General features: G+C 38.9%; 16 protein-coding genes. 4 read left to right on the top strand and 12 right to left on the bottom strand.

Going from position 1 to position 19,875, the window contains the following annotated elements:
* Positions 1–107 precede the first annotated feature (107 nt).
* The 6 genes from QA601_16030 to QA601_16005 form a co-directional block, all read right to left on the bottom strand.
* Positions 108–2,348, bottom strand: coding sequence for an OmpA family protein (locus QA601_16030; GenBank protein MDG5816606.1), 2,241 nt, complete (start codon positions 2,346–2,348; stop codon positions 108–110).
* A gap of 725 nt (positions 2,349–3,073) precedes the next feature.
* Positions 3,074–3,421, bottom strand: coding sequence for a hypothetical protein (locus tag QA601_16025; GenBank protein MDG5816605.1), 348 nt, complete (start codon positions 3,419–3,421; stop codon positions 3,074–3,076).
* Positions 3,422–4,645: 1,224 nt separating this feature from the next.
* A complete protein-coding gene (locus QA601_16020; protein MDG5816604.1) occupies positions 4,646–4,846 on the bottom strand; it encodes a hypothetical protein in 201 nt (66 codons plus the stop codon).
* Positions 4,847–4,926: 80 nt separating this feature from the next.
* Positions 4,927–7,056 (bottom strand): T9SS type A sorting domain-containing protein, encoded by a 2,130-nt coding sequence (locus QA601_16015; protein MDG5816603.1) that lies wholly within the window; start codon positions 7,054–7,056, stop codon positions 4,927–4,929.
* A gap of 39 nt (positions 7,057–7,095) precedes the next feature.
* Positions 7,096–8,790 carry a hypothetical protein gene (locus QA601_16010; protein MDG5816602.1) on the bottom strand — a complete coding sequence of 565 codons (1,695 nt, stop codon included), beginning with the start codon at positions 8,788–8,790 and terminating at the stop codon, positions 7,096–7,098.
* The gene (locus QA601_16005; protein ID MDG5816601.1) at positions 8,787–9,620 is read right to left on the bottom strand and encodes a TIGR02147 family protein; all 834 of its coding nucleotides are present in this window, start codon (positions 9,618–9,620) and stop codon (positions 8,787–8,789) included. Before QA601_16005 ends, QA601_16010 begins: the two co-directional genes overlap by 4 nt.
* 1,279 nt (positions 9,621–10,899) lie before the next feature.
* Between QA601_16005 and QA601_16000 the strand changes: the two genes are divergently transcribed.
* Both QA601_16000 and QA601_15995 read left to right on the top strand, forming a co-directional pair.
* Positions 10,900–11,634 carry a DUF5668 domain-containing protein gene (locus QA601_16000; GenBank protein MDG5816600.1) on the top strand — a complete coding sequence of 245 codons (735 nt, stop codon included), beginning with the start codon at positions 10,900–10,902 and terminating at the stop codon, positions 11,632–11,634.
* Between the two features lie 1,103 nt (positions 11,635–12,737).
* Positions 12,738–12,977, top strand: coding sequence for a helix-turn-helix domain-containing protein (locus QA601_15995; GenBank protein MDG5816599.1), 240 nt, complete (start codon positions 12,738–12,740; stop codon positions 12,975–12,977).
* Positions 12,978–13,178: 201 nt separating this feature from the next.
* Here the strand turns inward: QA601_15995 and QA601_15990 are convergent, their stop codons facing one another.
* Positions 13,179–14,168, bottom strand: a complete 990-nt coding sequence (locus QA601_15990) for a hypothetical protein (GenBank protein ID MDG5816598.1) — start codon at positions 14,166–14,168, stop codon at positions 13,179–13,181.
* 441 nt (positions 14,169–14,609) lie between these two features.
* Here QA601_15990 and QA601_15985 point away from each other — a divergent pair, with 441 nt between their 5' ends.
* Positions 14,610–14,906, top strand: a complete 297-nt coding sequence (locus QA601_15985; GenBank protein MDG5816597.1) for a hypothetical protein — start codon at positions 14,610–14,612, stop codon at positions 14,904–14,906.
* Positions 14,899–15,024: a hypothetical protein gene (locus QA601_15980; protein ID MDG5816596.1), complete on the top strand. Its 126-nt coding sequence runs from the start codon at positions 14,899–14,901 to the stop codon at positions 15,022–15,024. The genes QA601_15985 and QA601_15980 overlap by 8 nt, the downstream gene beginning before the upstream one ends.
* A 169-nt stretch (positions 15,025–15,193) precedes the next feature.
* Here QA601_15980 and QA601_15975 read toward each other — a convergent pair whose 3' ends face one another.
* The 5 genes from QA601_15975 to QA601_15955 form a co-directional block, all read right to left on the bottom strand.
* Complete coding sequence (locus QA601_15975; GenBank protein ID MDG5816595.1) at positions 15,194–16,279, bottom strand: hypothetical protein; 1,086 nt, start codon at positions 16,277–16,279, stop codon at positions 15,194–15,196.
* Between the two features lie 20 nt (positions 16,280–16,299).
* On the bottom strand, positions 16,300–17,013 hold the full coding sequence (locus QA601_15970) for a M23 family metallopeptidase (GenBank protein MDG5816594.1): 714 nt from the start codon (positions 17,011–17,013) through the stop codon (positions 16,300–16,302).
* A 15-nt stretch (positions 17,014–17,028) separates the two neighbouring features.
* On the bottom strand, positions 17,029–17,421 hold the full coding sequence (locus QA601_15965; GenBank protein ID MDG5816593.1) for a hypothetical protein: 393 nt from the start codon (positions 17,419–17,421) through the stop codon (positions 17,029–17,031).
* Positions 17,422–18,063: 642 nt separating this feature from the next.
* Positions 18,064–18,690: a hypothetical protein gene (locus tag QA601_15960; GenBank protein MDG5816592.1), complete on the bottom strand. Its 627-nt coding sequence runs from the start codon at positions 18,688–18,690 to the stop codon at positions 18,064–18,066.
* A 248-nt stretch (positions 18,691–18,938) separates the two neighbouring features.
* A partial coding sequence (locus tag QA601_15955) for an RHS repeat-associated core domain-containing protein (protein ID MDG5816591.1) occupies positions 18,939–19,875 on the bottom strand: 937 nt, incomplete at its 5' end.

Here is a 19,875-nt window from a genome sequence, read left to right as displayed (position 1 = left end):
ACAATTACTTTTCTAAAACATAAGACCTACTGTTGAAAATCTCCCCCCGATCACGGGGGAAGATTATCTACCAAAACTGATACTTATAACTAAACGACTTTAATCATTTACTCTGTTTCTTCTGAATCTGTTTCTTCTGAATCTGTTTCTTCTGAATCTGTTTCTTCAGAGTCGGTTGCTTCAGAGTCGGTTGCTTCAGAGTCGGTTGCTTCAGAGTCGGTTGCTTCAGAGTCGGTTGCTTCAGAGTCGGTTTCTTCAGAGTCGGTTGCTTCAGAGTCGGTTTCTTCAGAGTCGGTTGCTTCTGAGTCGGTTGCTTCAGAGTCGGTTTCTTCTGAGTCGGTTTCTTCTGAGTCGGTTTCTTCTGAGTCGGTTTCTTCTGAGTCGGTTTCTTCTGAGTCGGTTGCTTCAGAGTCGGTTGCTTCAGAGTCGGTTGCTTCAGAGTCGGTTGCTTCAGAGTCGGTTGCTTCAGAGTCGGTTGCTTCAGAGTCGGTTGCTTCAGAGTCGGTTTCTTCTGAGTCGGTTTCTTCTGAGTCGGTTTCTTCTGAGTCGGTTGCTTCTGAGTCGGTTTCTTCTGAGTCGGTTTCTTCTGAGTCGGTTTCTTCTGAGTCGGTTGCTTCAGAGTCGGTTGCTTCTGAGTCGGTTTCTTCAGAGTCGGTTTCTTCTGAGTCGGTTTCTTCAGAGTCGGTTTCTTCTGAGTCGGTTTCTTCTGAGTCGGTTTCTTCTGAGTCGGTTTCTTCAGAGTCGGTTGCTTCAGAGTCGGTTGCTTCTGAGTCGGTTTCTTCAGACTCTGTTTCTTCAGACTCTGTTTCTTCAGACTCTGTTTCTTCAGACTCGGTTGCTTCTGAGTCGGCTGCTTCTGATTCGGTTGCTTCGGTGTCGGTTGCTTCGGTGTCTACTGTTTCAACCACATCTTCATCTTTAATACGAACTACTTCAACTCTGCGATTCAGAGCCCTACCGGCAACGGTACTGTTGTCAGCAATCGGATTTTCGATGCCAAAGCCTATAGGTACCAATCTGTTTTTATCTATACCCATAGAGACAAGATGATTTGCTACACTTTCCGCCCGCCTTTGTGAAAGGGCCAGATTGATCTCTTTGCTTCCTGTAGCATCGGTATACCCGTGTATCTCAATACGTATTTCAGGGTGTGTTTTAAGGAAATCGGCAATATGTTCTATTGGGCCGTAAGACTCCGGAGTGATTTCTGCGCTTCCTACCCTGAAATTAACCGATCGTAGCGTCACGACCTGATATTCGGTAAGCGCTCTTTGTTCCGGCTCAAGTATAACAGTATCGCGCTTAATTAATGTATCCAGCTGAACGATAGTTTCTGTTTCTGTTATTGTTTCAATTACCGTATCCGGTACTACCACAGGCTCTGTTGGCTGCCTTCCCTTACGGGTAAACCCAAGAGTAAAAGTTCCCCCAATCGTGGGTGCAGAACTGGTTTTGTAGGAGATATCATTTCTTTGCCAGGAATTTGAAAAGTTCTCTTCAGATAAGCCAATATCGATAGAACCTGCGGCAGTGAACCCCCTTCTTGTAACACCCTGCATACCCACTGACAGCATAACCCTGTCGTGATTAAATGTTCCAATCGACCAGCCACCATCTAAGTTAACCGGGCGGTACTCTCCATCTAATTCTGCGAAAATTGAAAAGTTATCTCTAAGCAAATACTCAAGATTGAGAGTTCCAATAATACTGGAGCGTTCTGTATAACGATTTGTTTCATCTGCAATGCCTATAGCTACAACACCACCGATATTACCATGTAACCGAAACGGAACCTCAAACTTTGTAAAATCAATAGTCCAGAGAAGATTGGGGCTTAGAGCAAAATTGTTACTGGTAAAAGCATTCTTATTACGACTGCTCCCTGAAACGTAGTATGAGTGTCGCTGTACATATCCGGCATCCTCTTTTCCGGTAGGAAAAATCACTTTAGCCACATAGGCTATGCGCCAGAATCCATTATCACGCATTCCCGGATGTACCATTTTCAAGGACGCGACCAAATCACCCACACCGACCTCAGTATCGTTATCGCCCCAAATATCCTGATACAGCGGCACTGAAACAGCAAGATCAAAATGTGTATGGATACCTATCCCCAAATAGTAATTTTGCGATAGCAGGTAAGCACTTTCATCGTTACGGCCAACCCTGACATCTGCGTTGTCAGCTTTAAAAGAGATTCCGGTGTTAATTCCTCCCGCTCCAAGGGAGTAAGCGGAAAGGGCTCGACCAACACCCAGGTGACCTTCACTGTTTATTACACTTCCCTTTAAAGCTGTTCCAAAGACTAGAATAAGACAGATTAGGAATCTACCCTTTATTCTCATGAGATCCTCCTTTTAGGATAGATAAGAGTGATTGCACGGGATGGAAAAAAATCAGGCAGAAAAAAACAGTGCATGACGTTGGACAAAGAATCTGCCAATAATCACCGATGCTGTAAATTATTGATTGCTTTTATCAAAATTATCCCACAACGAACTACTACCAATCAACTACAGTGTTAATGTCCCTGCATTTTGTTCATTTTTTATTGCATTGTTCTAAAGAAATTTCAGCTTCCTGCTCTTTCCCTGGAGTAATTTTGGAAACTACCGCCTCCGCTAATTCTCCTTTTCTCCGGAAAAAAGAGATCTCTCATGGTACAAGTGTCCTCTTTGGGCTAATTTATTCGGATTTACATAGCATAAATTTGATCGCTTTTCAGGTGTTTCAACCGAATGCTCGGTTACCCTCCTGTGGTGTCTACATCCGCCTTATATACGTCAAATTAAACATTGGCTACAAAAATATTTCAGTTTCTACCCCCTATGGCAACCTTGCCATTTACTACGCTTCGCACCCACAAGGGTGCCCCAGTGACAGGGTCCTTTGGTACGATGGTATTGTTTTGACATCAAAAACTTTCTCTTCTGTGTAAGAATAGTAATTCCGGCACGACATGTTTACTCCCATTGTGCTTCGGTCGGCATACATAATGAAATATACTCTGCTGAATTTGTAGTGATAGTTTTGCTTCGGTTACATTAAGCCTCATGTTTACGGGAACCATTTACACAAAAAAATATACACTCCCAGAAACATGTCCCCGAACAGTGAGAAACATGCCCCAAACAGTGAGAAACATGCCCCAAACAGTGAGAAACATGCCCCAAACAGTGAGAAACATGCCCCGAACAGTGAGAAACATGCCCCAAACAGTGAGAAACATGCCCCAAACAGTGAGAAACATGCCCCAAACAGTGAGAAACATGCCCCAAACAGTGAGAAACATGCCCCAAACAGTGAGAAACATGCCCCAAACAGTGAGAAACATGCCCCAAACAGTGAGAAACATGCCCCAAACAGTGAGAAACATGCCCCAAACAGTGAGAAACATGCCCCAAACAGTGAGAAACATGCCTTATGCACTCCGTTTTTGAGCGTGTTTCTCACTGAAATGGGTATGTTTCTCAGCGTGCATGCCGTGTTTCTCAGATTTTTAGGTATGTTTCTCAAATTTTTAGGCATGTTTCTCATTGCAAGGGTGATGTTTCTCACTCACACTATAGTGTTTCTCACAAATTACCCCCTGTTTCTCAAATTTTTGGTCTAAAAACATCTTTTAGGGGGTGTTTGGCAATCACACGGAGAGAAAGCCAAAAGAAATGATTACTTACATCTGAGCATTAAGTCTTATAAGTTATAGAAATGATATGCACGGGAAGACAGGAAAAGAAACGGCATATTTCTTTTTTCCTACTGTGCACCGAAAGCACGATGCGTTACATTTTTACTACCTTAAATCCTTCGGGTAATCCGGATACATCCATAAATATGTATGTGCTCACAGTAGATAGAAATGATTAAACTTGTCTCGGGTTGGTTAGTCAATTATTCTTTCTGAAGACAAACCCTACCAGTTCAAACCAAGAAGTGATAATATGCTAAACAAAGCATATCGCCTACTTGTAGGACTTTCTCTGCACTGAGCTGGTTGAACAGCCCTCAATCCGTTCAGCCCGGGTGAGCCGGTTTTTGAACAACGCCCTGCGTATAGATATTTCAAATTCAAGACCTTTCTTGAAAAAGAATTAAGAAAATGCCGTCAAGCTCAAGAATTGTTCTCAAAAGCTGCTGAGGTCCCTTTGACTACAGAGATGTTTTTAAGTTGAATGAAATTTATGGAGCGCTGGAGCAATGCAATTTTAGGAATGCTGATATCATCCTTAGTCTCCGAGGACTACTTGTGGACTTTATACCTATTTCGGGCTATGATGATAATTCAGGAAAACCGGGAGTAATATGCGAAAGGAACAGGGTGTCAGCACTTTGAACTTAGTCACATGTAAACTTCGTTGTATCCACACTGAAGTACTGGTCACCGCTCAGCATGTTTGATGGGTTAATTAAAAAAGTGCTATGATAGAAAATATTAACCCTAAGAAAAAAAATATCATTCCAAAAGGTTTCAGAACTTTTCCTCTTAAAAAGTATGATTCAGGCAAATCCTTTCTTCCCTCATTCATCTTTCGTAAGTAATTACTTAAGAAAATAAATATTCCGATAGATAAAAGAATTAACCCAACCTGCAAGTGTTCATTTTCCATTAGATGTCACTTTGTTAAACTTTCAAATCCAATATCTAAACCTTTTCTGCTGCAGCAGCTATATTACCACCATATCTACCCATTGTACCTAATATCGTTCCAGCAGCATCTCCAAAAAACAAACCACGATTTAACCTAAAACTTGAGCTTTTTAGACTTTCTACATCATTTAATCCTAAACTTAATTGCGCTACATCAATTAAAACTGCTGTAACATCAGAAACCGTTCCAACCACACTCAACTTCGGACATATTATTGCAACCCAGCTAGCAGTTTCGCCAACTCCCTCATTAACAGTTGATTGTATACCGCTCCTCATGGTCCGATAACAACTCTTCTGGCATGGTGCTTATTTCCAGTCCGGATATTGAGCAGATAGATTGCATTTGAAATACCTGAACAGTCTAAATCAATTATGTTCTTTCCATAGCTCAGAGTTCCTGCTTTTTTCATTACAACAGCGCCTTTAAGATCGTGTAAAGAGATATGGTAGTTGGTTTCCCTTTGTGGTATATTGAGCCGAAGTGAGAGAATATTGCCATTAATTGTATGAAAAATATCGGAAACAGTTGCTCTGGAATAAACCTTTGGCCCTTCACTTGATAGAGTTGTTCCAAGGGATGATGCCGGTTTTGCGTAAAAAACACCATTATCGATTGAATACATCATATCATTATAAAGCCTGAAGGTTCTTATAGTTGTTAGATTTCCGTCTGGACCGATTATTGGTTCCCAGGTTGCTCCCCTGTCTAAGGAGAAGTGCGAATGTCTCCCAAAAACAATTCCACAGCTTGTAAATCCGTTAATATCATATTTCTCTCCGGATCGCGTAATCGCATCCCAGGTTAAGCCTGAATCATGAGAAATGTGCAAGGTGTCATGATATTCAAAAATTAATTTTCCCTCCGAATAGGCAAATTGACGGGTTCTGTCTGTTAAATCATCCAGAGTCTCTCCTCCATCATGTGATATAGTAATTCCTCCGACGGTTATTCTTGATCCCTTTCCGAGCCATCCATAAATAAGTGTGTTATCCAGTGCTACAAATTCCTCAATCCGAGTATTAGATCTAGGTACTGTGATAGTATCCCATGAGGAGAATTCATTCGTACTTCGCAGAATACCTTTGTTCCAGGAGTACACAGTATCACCATAGACAGAAATATTATGGGGTGACAGATCAGGAAAGTCACTATCTTCCCAACTGTCGCCTCTGTTCTCAGAGACAAGCTTGATCGTTTTTTCAGAATCTGGACACCTCAAAGCAGCAAAGTATTTGTCTCCGATAACAGCAAAACCTGAAACCAGGAAGTCTTCCTCCAGGACTATTCTCCATTCACCACTAAGCTGATCCAAGGCAAAAACAGAAGAATACATTGGTCTGTATCCTGAAGCTATTGATCCGGGTGTGTACAGGCCTGTTACCGATGTAACAAAAAATTCCTCTCCGCTAACGAATGCTTCTGTTATGATGTTGCTTCTATCTATGCCAAAATTCGTTAGTTCCCATGAATCGGAAGATTTCAGGTACTTATATACTCCGTCATATCCTGAAGTATAGAGTGTGTCCTCAAAAACTGAGATACCTGAATGATACCGTCTAAAGCCTGTATCTAATTTTCTTTTAATTGAGCCATCATTTGCAAGCTCATAGATATCCGTTTCTGTGCTCATGTAGTGAACATTTTCAGAAACTGCAAAATGCTTTTCCCCTGTTACACTGAATGGTATAGAGATAGTTGAATCAAGCAGGCCCCAGGAACTTCCGCCATCTTTTGAATGGTACAGCGCCAGTTCTGTAGATGCAATAAGTACCGAATCATTCAATTTTCCTATCGCAGTAATGTTTTCCCGCTCAGGAAGACCATTGTCAAGAAATGACCATTGCAAATCACTTTCCAGTACCGCTATTCCACCCCAACCACCGATATAGGCCTTGCTTTCACCGTAGGTGATGCAGTTAACAGGTCCAGAATAAAAATCAGAAGATAATCTGTTCCAGCTTCTTCCACCATCTTCCGAAATTTGTGTACGGTAGATCCGCAGAAGGGTATCACCGAAAAAAACTGTTTTGGATGGATCGAAGGATAGATCGGTCCACCTCCTGCCAAAATCTGCAGACTGTTGATTGTTTTCACTTCCCCTATAGAACACTTTTCCCCCGGCGGTTTCCAAGTTCCCCCGAAAATTTGCAAACGAACTGGAGGCAGTGTCTGATAAAATCCTGTACCATAGTCTGTTTCCAGAAGTTCTTTTGTAAATTGTTTTGATATGCGATGTTTCCACAACAAGCGCAAACTGATAGATTCCCAATGAGGTAATATTGGTAACAATTGTTGGCCCGACGGTTGGTCTGAGGTGTTTCCACTCCCCGGAAAAAGCAGTGAAAACTACAAGGAAAAGTGCAAAAATCAGGACTCTGATTTGTTTCTTCATTATATTCATATCTTCCTCTCCATCATTTTTTAGACATGCGCCCGAGCATTACATTTTCATTTCTGTTGAATAGAGATAGCCTTCTTTGCTGAGAATAAAGAGTTTTCTTAGATCTGGCTGCCACCCAGCAGCCTCTATATGGTCAGGAGCCATTTTTCTTGCTATGATCTGGTAATTGTCTCCCGATAAACGACAGATAATTTTACCGTAAGTTATAAAGAAATCGTGATCTGCAGCGGTAACTGTGCTTTTAGCAACATTTTTCACAGGGCCAAAAACATTCTTTGTAACAGAAGCTTCAAAGTCGGATGCTTTGAAAATGAGTTGGTTGTAGCGGCTTATCGCAAAACTGACAGTAGTGTTATTTGCTGTTACAGCCTGGATTTCTGAATCCTTAAATGATACTATCGGTTCATCAATTCCAGTATAGGTGTCTAAAGATCCAAAAGTATTAAAATGGGTGTGAAAATCATTTCTTGAAACATAGTAGATGTAACGTGATTCTCTTGAAAATAAGGTGGTGGTTTGTATGTTGTACCAGTAGAGCCTGTTACCCTGACGATCGATATTGTAGATACCTTTATTAGTTGCAACAATAAAGGTGGAATCTTCCATAACTGAAACAGAGAAAGGTAATGCGTTTTCTGGAAGAGAAACTGAAGCGATCCTCCTTTCTGATAAATTTATGATAAAAAGAGCCGAGGTATCTGAAAAAACTACTGCTAAAGCGCTGTCAAATGAGTGACTTATTCCTGTAATGACGTCTTCACCAAAGGGTCTTATGAAAAGAGAGTCTGCAAAAGGGGGGCTTTGATGATATGTAACCTCAACCGCTTCTCCCGGTTTTCCACTTACACCTTCATTATTCACCGCTGTAACACGGTAAGAGTAGGTCTTTCCGGCAACTGTATTTATGCCATCACACATATCGACAAAGAACGTATCTGTAATGATAGTACTGCTGACCATCGAAAAGTTTTCTTCCGAACCATATTCTTTTCGCAAAACAGCATACCCATCAAGATTAGGTGAATCAATTCGGGGCCAGCTGAGTGTAAGCTCAAGCATAGAGGAATCGTAGTGAGCTATAAGTGATTCCGGAGATGGTATACCGATATAGGGCAGAAAAATGGTGTCTGCAATTGTGTCTTTAATTCCGGATGTGATTATTACCGATGTATCGATAATATCATAGTTTGGGTATCCTGCAATGATTTTTAGATTATATTGACCCTGAGCAAAGTCTTTTATAGTAAAATTGCCACAGGAATCCTTTGGTGTAACATAGTGATTGGAACCGGTCACCAGTATGAAGACATCACTGTGATCGTGATAATCCAGCAATCTTACTATACCCGAAACAGATCCTGGCTTATAGAGTGTATCACTGATATCCTCTTGTGTCTTGTTTTCAACTATTTCTACTGCTCTTCTATAGGCTTTTAAACCTTTTTTTTCGAAGAAGATATTGTACCTACCGTCCGATAGTGAGCCGAAGTCGTATCGACCTTTGTTGTCTGAAACAGTGGATCTGATTGCGGGGTGCGGGGTATCAAATTGCGGTTCAAAATCTTCGGGAACAAACAAAATCTCAACATCTGCAGCAGGTGTGCCATCAGAAAAGCTCACCTTTCCTATGGTCTCAGTGCTTCCGCCACCAACGATTTCGCTTGTACACCGTACGTGTACGGTGATGAACTGAATCAAAAAAGTATACATCAAAAACACGATTAATTTATTCATTTTGTGTCCTTTTTTGGCTGATGCATGGGAAAGGCCTGGAGATTTATCTGATAAATCCTGTCAGGTTCAACATCATCACTAACCAAAGAAACTATTTGCTTTCTGAAACGTGCAATCTCCTGTTTGAGCTGTTTGGCCCCGTTCTCTGAAATACTTACAGTAAGGGTGGAAATTTCACGTTTATCCCTTTCAAATAAGTCTATTGCCTCGACTGCTCTTGCAATTGTTTGACGTTGGTAGTTATGGATTGCCAAATGTACCACATCGTTTCCTGTAGTGATCGATTTGTCTGCCTGGTAATAGTTGCCACTCTCGTCTATTCTTATCATTTCCAAATCAAGAAGAAGTTTAACCGATCTTTTTGCATCCCAGACGGTAATGGGTGGTGTTATACTGTTTGCAAGAAGTGTATAGTCATTTTTCCAGTCCAGAATGGTAACCAACTCTCTAATAACCGGATTATACCAGTGATTAAAGTATTCATACTGGTTTTGACGCATTATTGCAGAGTGAGTCCCGAAACTCATATTCTGGATCTTTTTGAAATGATACTCTTTCTCTGATGATGATTTTGCGTTGGTGAAATGTATAATTGCTTCAAAGTAATCAAGATCCTGTTTCTTAAGTTTCATGAATTTACCGATTTTCAGTGCAGACTCTACGGTGAGCGCTTTTTCACCCTTAATCACCTTGTAAATAAATGATTTCGACCTGAACTTGCAGTGATCCGCAAGGTACTGGTAGGAGAAATAGGGTTTATTTTTTTTCTGTTCCTCGTAATACTCTTTCAGAAACAGGCGATAGTCGGTATAATCGTAAATGTTTGGCATTTGTTGTTTTCCTCCTGTCACAATCTTCTAGGTTAAATAAGTTATGGGGCCAATTACTGCAACAGTAGCAGAATAATATTGTATCCGTTTGGGGAACGGTGCCTGATCTCACATTTACGACAGTTCGAAATATAAGATCAGCAGCGAAGAATCATAGCTGAAAAATCAAGTGTTTACTTCATGATGTCAAACATCGTCTTTTTAGAATGAGCGAATGGATTAAAAAATCCAAATCACATATAATGAAGTTCTATCAAAGACCAACAGTTTCCATCAATGATGCAGCCCAATTCCTTGATATTACCATCAGACGGCAAATACACTGATACAGAAATTGGTAGAACTAGAAATAGTACATGAGTCCACCGGCTATGCCCGTACCGGTTTTTCGTTTTTAAACCATATTTGGATCTGTTCATGGAGAAATGATATGGCAAAAAGGTTTGCTAAAAACCGAATCTTAATTACATAGCACAATTTATATGTAACGAAAGGGCCTCTAAAGTTACATATAGCTTTTATATGTAACGAAAGGGCCTCTAAAGTTACATATAGCTTTTATATGTAACCAAAAAGCCTCTAAAGTCACATATAGCTTTTATATGTAACCAAAAAGCCTCTAAAGTTACATATAGCTTTTTATATGTAACGAAAAGGCCTCTAAAATTATATATTCACATTTTTTGTGTGTGTAAGTAAAACTGCTCAATGATCGTCGCTTTTGAGATGTTGTTGCGGTAATTCCAGGAGATTTCGGCTATATGCTCAAGTTCGGTGCAGTTGCCGTTTGGGTCGAAATAGGAGGAAATTGGACCGGTCAACCTAAAGTGGAAAATGCTATAATAGCTAGGGTTAACTGAGCCGGATAAGTGATGTGCATTTGTGGACAGAGGCTGCTGAAACATAGAATTTTAAAATAGCCTTACATTCGGTGCTAGCTTCAATTTCATCTTCTCTCAGCTTACTAAAAACTGGTGAAAAATGTGTAAAAAACAAAAATTTAGGGGGTTTCCTGATTCCCGAGCAAGGAGCGAAAATAACGCATCATTTTGATATGCACTCATTTCATACTGTAACAGCCGTTACTTGTTTTAGTCGTTTAAGACGAATACTTTATTTGAATTACTACCGACTATACTTATTTTAAATGTTAGTAAATATGATCAAAAAATCTGTAAAGAACTTTACATAACCAGTATACCTTATACTAATTTATAACTTTAAGGTTATATATTTCTTGATAATAGATTCTTACTGAGAAATACGGAGGAATGCATAAATGAAAACATCATTGATTTGGGGACTACTACTTATTATAATTGGAATTATACTGCTGACTAATAACTTAGGTGTAACCGATATTGCTGTTGGAGAGTTAATAGCTACATTTTGGCCGGTTGTCTTTATTATCTGGGGATTAGAAACCCTTTTAGATAATAAAAACAGATATAAAAACGCCAATATAATTTGGGGACTAATCCTTGTAGGTTTGGGAGTCGCCATTATTGCGAGGAATTTAGGCTATTATACTTTTGATCTCTCACTAATCTGGAAGTTGATCTTTCCATTGATAGTGATCTTAATTGGCATTAGTATTCTTCTTTCGGGGAAAGGATCAAAAAATGGAAATTGGGCGGTAATGAGTGGAATAGATAAAAAACTTGAAGGAACTACTCTTAATAATTGCTATTATATCGCCATAATGGGAGGGGTTGATCTGGACATAAGCCAGGTTGAAGTTCCTGATGGCGAAACCATCATTTCACTGACAGCGATTATGGGCGGAATTGATCTAAGGGTGAATCCTGAATTAAATTATGTTTTTACAAATACTACTCTTTTAGGTAGCATAGAGTTTATGAAAAATGAAAGTGGTGGAGTTTTATTAAACAAGAAGTATGAACACAAAGGTAGCGAAGATTGCCATAAAACCATTATCATAAACACACGCTGTATTTTTGGGGGAATTGAAGTAAAGCAGTTTATGGTAGATAAAGATAAGGCGCAAAGATAGGGAAAGAGTGAATGTAGGTTGCGATCTTTACACTTTATCTTTATCTCAATCTTTTCTCTTGGAATTCTAGTTATTGCGCTGGCTCGTCGTGGCGCCAGCGAATGAAGTCCAGCATTTTGATCCTCCCACATAGCCAGATATGACTCAAGTCCTTCGCAAAATAACACCCGAACATAAAAAACGAAAGGAAGAGTTCATTGACTGGGTCTCCTGTGTATAGACTTTAATCATGCAAGCAGTTTTGCGCAACCTGATTCAGGGCATTTGCTGATTGGTTTAGAGTTGGTTTTATTGTATTGAGATTGATGGTTCGAAGAAACCCTGTTATCTGCTATGGATTCACCCTTCTTGCATGCGCCCTCATTTCCGGTTACCCAACTTTACCATGTAAAAAATAGCAGTTGAGTCTGCTGGAATCAAGAAAAAAGAAGGAAGTAAAGATAATATGTTCCCCATAAACTTGTTCCGTAATAGTCCAAGCCAGCGATCACCTACCCTAGTATAAACCTATCACACCGTAATATTAATAGCTAATGTTAACAAAAGATCTCTTATGGGCAAAAGTGCTAATCATTTTTATGAGGAAGGGGAATTTGGAATTCTTGTCTCGCAGGGATCATTTGGTTTTGATCTCCCTCTGATTCTTGTCGCTATCTCGCTTCGCATCACCCAAAAAAGTATCTTTCACGCTTACACTGGAGCAAGCACGTTTCATGGCGCCCCCGTGAGGAACCATTCACTTGCCATCAGGCCTATCTGGGGGGTGGCCAACTTCGCCTCGGGCGACACAAGCAAAAAAAAAATACTGTAAATGCCCGGAAAAATATTACAAGTTCACAAAACACCACGAGTCCACAGCTTCCTCTTTAATAGGTTCAGGGTGTATCTAAAGATGAATTTTTATGGGGCTAAAGGCGGTAGACTGGGTCACCCCCGGGCGTCAATGGGGAAAGAGTGTAGGGATCCGTTTGGGGGGACCCCTGGGCGATTATCGCGGGAGGAAAGGAGAACGGAATTTTTAGAATAACATTCCCGCAGTCTTGCTGTGATCGAAACCGCAACCAGCAGCAAAGAAACATTCATGAAAGTCATGAGTTTACGCCATGATGTCGAACATCGTCTTTTTAGCCTGGGGAAAAGGGCCAAAGCTCTTAATGAGACTCTATCAAAGACCAACAGTTTCTATCAATGATGCAGCCCAATTCCTTGATATTACCCATCAGACGGCAAATACCCTGATACAGAAATTGGTAGAACTTGAAATAGTACAAGAGTCCACCGGCTATGCCCGTAACCGGCTTTTTGTTTTTAAACCATATTTGGATCTGTTCATGGAGAAATGATATGGCAAAAAGGTTTGCTAAAAACCGAATCTTAATTAAATTATATGTAACCAAAAGGCCTCTAAAATTACATATAGCTTTTTATATGTAACCAAAAGGCCTCTAAATTACATATAGCTTTTTATATGTAGCCAAAAAATAGCCCTCTAAATTACATATATTTTTTTTATGTAACGAAAAGATTTCTAAAATTACAATTATTCACATCTTTTGTGTGTGTAAGGAAAACTGCTCAATAATTGTCGCTTTTGAGATGTTGTTGCGGTAGTTCCATGAAATTTCGGCTATGTGCTCGAGCTCAGTACAATTGCCGTTAAGGTCGAAATAGGAGGAGATTGGACCGGTCATTGTAGCAGGAACTGCTCTGTTTGAGCCGGAATCGACGGTTATGTTGCGGGTGAAACTACGGGTGCTATCTGATGCAGAATGCTGGATTTGAGTGAGATTGTTGCCCTTATCATAACTATAAGTTCTGATGTAGTTTGCAAGGGCGTTGGCATCATTGATGTTCGCCAGATGCTGGTTGAACCACTCATCCCCGTGTTGTGGAGTGGTTTGATTCAAGCCGTTGTGCTCACGTCCGGTGGCACGGGTTAGGCGGTAGAGTGCATCATACTCATAAGTGCATTTAGGCTCTACTACCTGATTATTGGTGAATACCGAATCAAAGGAGTTATCCTCAATCTCTGTAACATTCCCCACAGGATCATATTCATATTCGATATCCTGAAGCAGCTCGTTGTCACTGGCCCTTGTTGTTTTAAGCGCAGTTAAGCGAAAGGTTTTATCATCATACTCATATTCAGTGAAAGTCCCGTTGCCGTAATCGATTCTTTGGCGCTGTCCCTTAGCGTTGTAGCAGATACCGGTTACAAAATCGGTAAATTCAGTTTCATTTTTAAGCTGCACCCTCACCTTATTGAGCGTACCGGATTGATGATATTCCGCAACGGTAATACTTTCGTCAGGCTTTTCTTGCTCTATAACATGACCAAGCGCGTCATAGTTGTTATTTGTGGTAAACGTCTCAGATTCCAGAAGTGAGTCAGGATCCGCAACATCCCAGTTTACCTCTGTATCATAAGCACCGGTTGTAAGCGCACGGAGACGATAAACACTTTGCGGCACTTCACCTTTGAAGGTATAGGCAGGAACCGTTGTGCAGCCCGCTTCATCATAGGATTTATACATCTGCCCACGAAGGTTTTTGTCCTGCGGATCAGTTTGCGATTCACCGTAGATAATTTTCTGTGGCCGATCTCACACAATTTGACCACCTAATCTCATTTAATTTGACCCCCCTGTCTCAGACAATTTGACCAAGCAATCTCATTTAATTTGACCACCCAATCTCAAGTTATTTGACCGGTTTTCCTCTCTCCATAATTTACCTTTCAATTTTCCTGTATTTACGATTCTTTTCAGGGAGGTTGAATGTCACGAAGGAGAATTACAATGCGAATGATACGTCAGATTTTGTAATACCGACAGGATAAGGGAATAGGTACAGAGAAGACCGCTCGTGCACTGAGTGTGTCCAAAGGAACCGTAATAAACACAATGAAGCGGTTCCAACAAAGTGGCTTGCCGTGGCCACAAGCTCTCTGATTTAAAATAACGCTGGTTTGAAATATGTTTTTTCCTATACAACCAGGTCCGATTGTAAAAGGTGTACCCACCGCTCATTCAGGACCACCACTTAATAAAATGATTGCGGCTGGAAATAAACAGTTTGTATGGAAAGCATCTGGAGGCACACTACGAGGAATGTCAGTAGAGCCACTTTACAGAACACTTCCAAAAATAAGTGCAAATTATCTTGAATTATATGAACTGTTATGCCTTCTGGACACATTAAGAATAGGCAGAGCAAGAGAGGTTAATATTGCTCAAAACATTTTGAAAAAAAGATTTATGAAAAATGAATAACAGAAATCTTGCTATGCTTAAAAAAGTAGCTTTTGGGTTAGGAGACCTAAAAGAAGTGGTCGTGTTCGTAGGTGGAGCGGTAACTGCATTGTATGTAGATACTATTGCGGTTGAATAAATTAGAATGACTGAAGAGGTCGATATTATGCTTAGGGCTGCATCGCGAACCTACAGTGCTGACAGCACCGAATCTGTAAGCTGCGTTAGAGAAGTTTTGATTAAAACCAAGCATTGAGCGTGAATTTACCGTTTCCCTTCTCTTTCCGTTTGCTCTCCTAGCCTCCTACCTACCAATACCTATCACTCGAAATTAATTTTACACGAAAGTTATAATTATTGTATTTATCTATATAGAAAAAGTATAAATTATCACCAAACCATTTAAATGTAAATGTACTATACTTGAACCCATCTTTGGGTATTGAAAAATACTTAAGCAACTCTAATGGATCGTTATGGTATAAAACACTCATATGAGTTCTTAAAAATCTATCTTCATGTGTTACTTCTAAGTCTCTTACGAGAGCATTTCCAAAATGTCCAACCAACTCATATTTTTTTCCTTTGAAATATTTGGGATTTTCCAGTGCAATGTCAAAACCAAGTACTCCATTACTAATACTGGAGAAGGTGTATAATTTATCTGCAATAAAAACTAGTTCATTGTTTATTATTTTTCCATAATCTCCAAATGGTGTTTCAAAATATGGTAACATGATACTATCGATATCAATGATATTCTTTGGATTTTCACCGCAAACAGTACCTAAATAAAACCATTTTCCATCTTGCGATAAAACTGTTATCTTGTTTTCATTGCCTTTGTTTACATGAATATCAATTATTATTCGATCTTTCAAAAGTATTGTTTCATTCACCTCATGTAAGTCAACTATTCGACATGAATCATATACATACATGTGAGAAATATACTCAATACTATTGCACTTTAAATACGACCCATTCTTGAACACCGTCAATAAAGAATTGTAAGATTTTTTTAATCTATTCCCATAATTATCATATATCATATAAAACAACCAACTATTTTCATCTACTACTCGTACAATAAGATATCCATTTACTAAGTTCATCCCTACCACTCGAACTTCGATACTGTCTACAAAAACATAATCTTCGGTTTCAAAGTTAACGCGCACAATATTTGATTTCTTAATAGCTTTATTTTCATCTTGGTATCCAACTGATAAATACACATATTCCAGTTGTTCATCCATAACATAATTATCAATTATTGAAGTATACTTTTTCTCATCATCATCAAATGAAGAGGATTTTATTTCCCATACGACAGAAGCTAAAGTGGTATGAACTATAGTAATCACAAAAAGTAATATCTTTAAAGTATTCACAACATTTTCCTTGTAAAAAGTTATTGTCTTAATCTATAATTGATGTAATCTGTTGGATCAACACGTTTTCCTTTGCGAATAATTTCAAAATGAAGATGGGGACCAGAACTTATACCAGTATTTCCAGCTGTTCCTATTTTCTGTCCAGCAATAACCTCTCCACTTTTAACAAGCCTTTTATCTAAATGTAAGTATCGTGTTTTATATTCATTTGCATGTTTTAAAACTATCATATGACCTCCAGTTTCACTAAATAATGAGTGCTCAACTATTCCATCAGCAAATGCAACTACTGGGTCGCCAATATCTGCCTCCAAATCGATTCCATTATGAAATCTTCTAACCCCACTTACAGGATGGATTCTCATCCCAAAAGGACTAGTTATACGGTGGGAAAGTGGTAGAGGAGGAAAAAAACGTGGTCTTTCACGCTGTAACTTTTTAAGAGGAAACAAATCCTCCACACCTTCTAAAGGTTCAAAAACTACTCCACCCATTGCTTTCCATGTAATAGGACCAATAACACCAGATATTGGTTTTAAACCATTTTTAAGTTGATAGAATGCAACTTCTTCTGCAAAACGATCTTTTGAGCCTGCAATCCACATTGCATACCAATCCGGTTTTATTTTCGGTAAGAGTTCATCCCAATTTAATTTCTTTGAGTACTCAGTATTTGCATAAACTGCTCTTTGATAGTTAAGATCAAGCACATCTTTAACTTTACCAACCAATAGATTTACCACACTCTATATTAAATTCCATTCAAAATCAATCGAAACATCTATCATATACCTCTCTAAGATTACTTCAGTGTCTATAATAGCCAAATACTCAATGTTTGAATAAAGATCACTCATACTATCTGATCTTTTTACCAATTTTTTAATATCAAATTTTTCACACTTAGCTAAAAGATAGGTTTTTAATTTTTGAAAACTAACTTTATCACTTCCAACATCATTGGTAGTAGATACCCTTAAAGCCATAACTTTTTCGAAAAACTCATTTTGCAAATATTTTGTGGTTTCTTTCGTCCATGCAGATGTACCAAAACCAGGATCTGTTTCGATTTTCTTCCTGATATCTTCAGGTGTATCCTCAGGCTCTATCCTCAAATCACATAGTTTATTGTCATTCATTTAATCATACCCTCTTTGTTAACATAAAGCCTTTATTCTTCTTTTCGGCTATATCCGGAATTCCCAACCATGGTTTTCAATGAAAACCAATACCCATGGTGCATCCGGTCTAATCTATGATGTTCTGAATTCGGCCAAAATCTGTACAGTAAATCAACATCCCCTACTGTTAAAAATTTATGTTAGTAAAAACCTCAAGATTTGCGTATATACTCGCTCTATTTTAATGATTTTTATTTATAACGCTATTTAAACCTTCTACCATTGCGTTTGCCAGCTTCGATTCAATGAATGGTAAAATTTCGATGAGGATGAACGTTTAAGAGTCCCGGCAAAGTCCTTTAGTGGCCTCGAAGCACCTCCATTCCTCCACTACCCCCTTAACCCCATTCTCCAACCCCATCCTGCAATTATACCCTGTTATAAAGCAGTAATCATTACACTTACACCTTCTTACCATTCTCCTCTTTTGCTCAAGAGTAGGAAGAATATATTCTTTCAAATCACCGGGGGCGCTATATTTTTGTCTTCCGGCTCCAAAGGATGAGTAGATCTGGAAGTTACCCTCAGAATCTAGAATAGTGTTAATTCGCACATAAAGATGTCATATTTACCCCTCGCTAATCACCTATTATAAACCCTTTATGGAAAACCGATTCCGGTATCGTTTACACTTTCAATTTCTGTATTCAACATTTGAATATCAATAATTTTGAGATTAAAGTCCTTTAAAGATTTTTCCTGATTATTTAAAAATTCATCAACAGTTACTTTCTTATTTTCATCTAAAAATTGATTTATATAAGTTACTAATTTTTCCCAATTATTATTATAATAGTAATCCAACACATAAAAAGCTTCAGTTAGACTTTTTTGTGCAAGAATTGCGGGCATTTTTTTCCTGAGAAAGATTAAAGTATATTCATCAAAATCGATGTTTTCATCTATAGCTTTTCCATATGATCTGTTTGTACTGATTATTATGAGATTATCGCTGTTTTTAAACCCAAAATCATTTAAGTAGTAAGACCAATCAGCATAGAATTCATTGTCAACAGAGTTTGCTAATTCTATTCCCTCTTCCATTGTAAGAAAAGTTAAAAGTACTAGTTTTCCGGATTGAACTGAATTTCTAACTTCCCTTTTCCATGATAAATAATTACTATCGTTATTATTTATAACTTCACTTATTGCTTTTATATATGGAGTGAATACAGTTATAATCAGAAAAAATATTATTTCATATATATTTAGTTTTCTTTTAAACATAGACTCCCTTTCTATACAAAACCGCCTAAGACAGCATTAATTATTACACCCTTTTAAGATTCAAATATACAATTAACATTCTGTTTGCTGATAATATTCCTTCCACAAAGCCTTTTCTGAATTCTTTAACAGACAGTTCTTCGACTTTGCATTCTCAAATTTACACTTTGACAACCAGTGTATTTGTTTTTACATTCTACACAGATCCTGTTTATATAAGAAAATACATATCGAAGTTAGTGTTTTTATCATCTGGCTTGATAGGCATAATTAACAGCAATCACTCTTTGTCGAAAAACTTCTGGATTAGATATATTTAATCCATCATCTATATGTACAGGATCTGTAGGAGAGAAATCCCCCCCCCATCGTAATTTTGAATCATTACGAATATCATTAATAAAATTCTGCACTGATTGAGGAAGTCTTTTAATGTTGTTTGGGTTGAGATCAACTGCTCTGTATAGTTTTTTATTATATAGTATATTCATGTCAATTGCATGCCCTGCATGATGATTCGAATTTGTTGCAGGAGGAACTATTGCTCCTGCAACAAATTCACGAGCCATCAGGTTATCACCTGTTATTTTTGGTACACCATCAACCATCTCTATATCCAATTCACCATCAAACTCCAGATAGTAATCAATTCCATCGTACTCAAAAGTACCTTTATTACTCAAATGTTCTTTAAGATCTTCTGCAGTTTCCACCCCTTCAGGAAATTTTATACCGACATCATGTCTTTCAGAAGTCATCCCATCCGGATCCACCAACCCCACCGGATTCCCCCGCACATACTCATACAAATTCCACCCATCCACCGGCCCCGCCGGATCCGCACTCAACCACCTCCCAATCCAAGCTGCATAGTACCTTGCTCCATAATAATACAACCCGGTGGCATCATCCCGTTCTTTCCCGGTGTAGCGGTATTCTTTGAGCTTAACTTCTTTTTCGCTATTTCCTACTACAAAAGAAGTCCCACCGTAAGGGAAGTACTCTTCATAGGAGATGAGTTCGCCGGCCTCGTTGAGTTCAAGTGATGCAGACCCAAGATGGTTGCCATACTGGTACCGGATCTTGTTCTGGCCAAGGTCGTCTGAACTATCGATCTCACGTAAGTGGTCGTCTTTCGTCCAGTGGTTAACAATAGCAATCCTCGAAGTGTCATCCATCACATGG

The organism is Chitinispirillales bacterium ANBcel5 (genome assembly GCA_029688955.1).
Classification (GTDB): Bacteria; Fibrobacterota; Chitinivibrionia; order Chitinivibrionales; family Chitinispirillaceae; genus Cellulosispirillum; species Cellulosispirillum alkaliphilum.
The sequence above is the reverse complement of the archived record's forward strand: the minus strand, read 5'-3'. Positions and strand labels throughout refer to the sequence as shown.

Coding starts and splice junctions, on each gene's coding strand:
- QA601_16030 (MDG5816606.1), bottom strand. CDS start 2,348: ATGAGAATAAAGGGTAGATTCCTAATCTGTCTTATTCTAGTCTTTGGA.
- QA601_16025 (MDG5816605.1), bottom strand. CDS start 3,421: ATGTTTCTCACTGTTTGGGGCATGTTTCTCACTGTTTGGGGCATGTTT.
- QA601_16015 (MDG5816603.1), bottom strand. CDS start 7,056: ATGAATATAATGAAGAAACAAATCAGAGTCCTGATTTTTGCACTTTTC.
- QA601_16010 (MDG5816602.1), bottom strand. CDS start 8,790: ATGAATAAATTAATCGTGTTTTTGATGTATACTTTTTTGATTCAGTTC.
- QA601_16005 (MDG5816601.1), bottom strand. CDS start 9,620: ATGCCAAACATTTACGATTATACCGACTATCGCCTGTTTCTGAAAGAG.
- QA601_16000 (MDG5816600.1), top strand. CDS start 10,900: ATGAAAACATCATTGATTTGGGGACTACTACTTATTATAATTGGAATT.
- QA601_15995 (MDG5816599.1), top strand. CDS start 12,738: ATGATGTCGAACATCGTCTTTTTAGCCTGGGGAAAAGGGCCAAAGCTC.
- QA601_15990 (MDG5816598.1), bottom strand. CDS start 14,168: ATGTATAAATCCTATGATGAAGCGGGCTGCACAACGGTTCCTGCCTAT.
- QA601_15985 (MDG5816597.1), top strand. CDS start 14,610: ATGTTTTTTCCTATACAACCAGGTCCGATTGTAAAAGGTGTACCCACC.
- QA601_15980 (MDG5816596.1), top strand. CDS start 14,899: ATGAATAACAGAAATCTTGCTATGCTTAAAAAAGTAGCTTTTGGGTTA.
- QA601_15965 (MDG5816593.1), bottom strand. CDS start 17,421: ATGAATGACAATAAACTATGTGATTTGAGGATAGAGCCTGAGGATACA.
- QA601_15960 (MDG5816592.1), bottom strand. CDS start 18,690: ATGTTTAAAAGAAAACTAAATATATATGAAATAATATTTTTTCTGATT.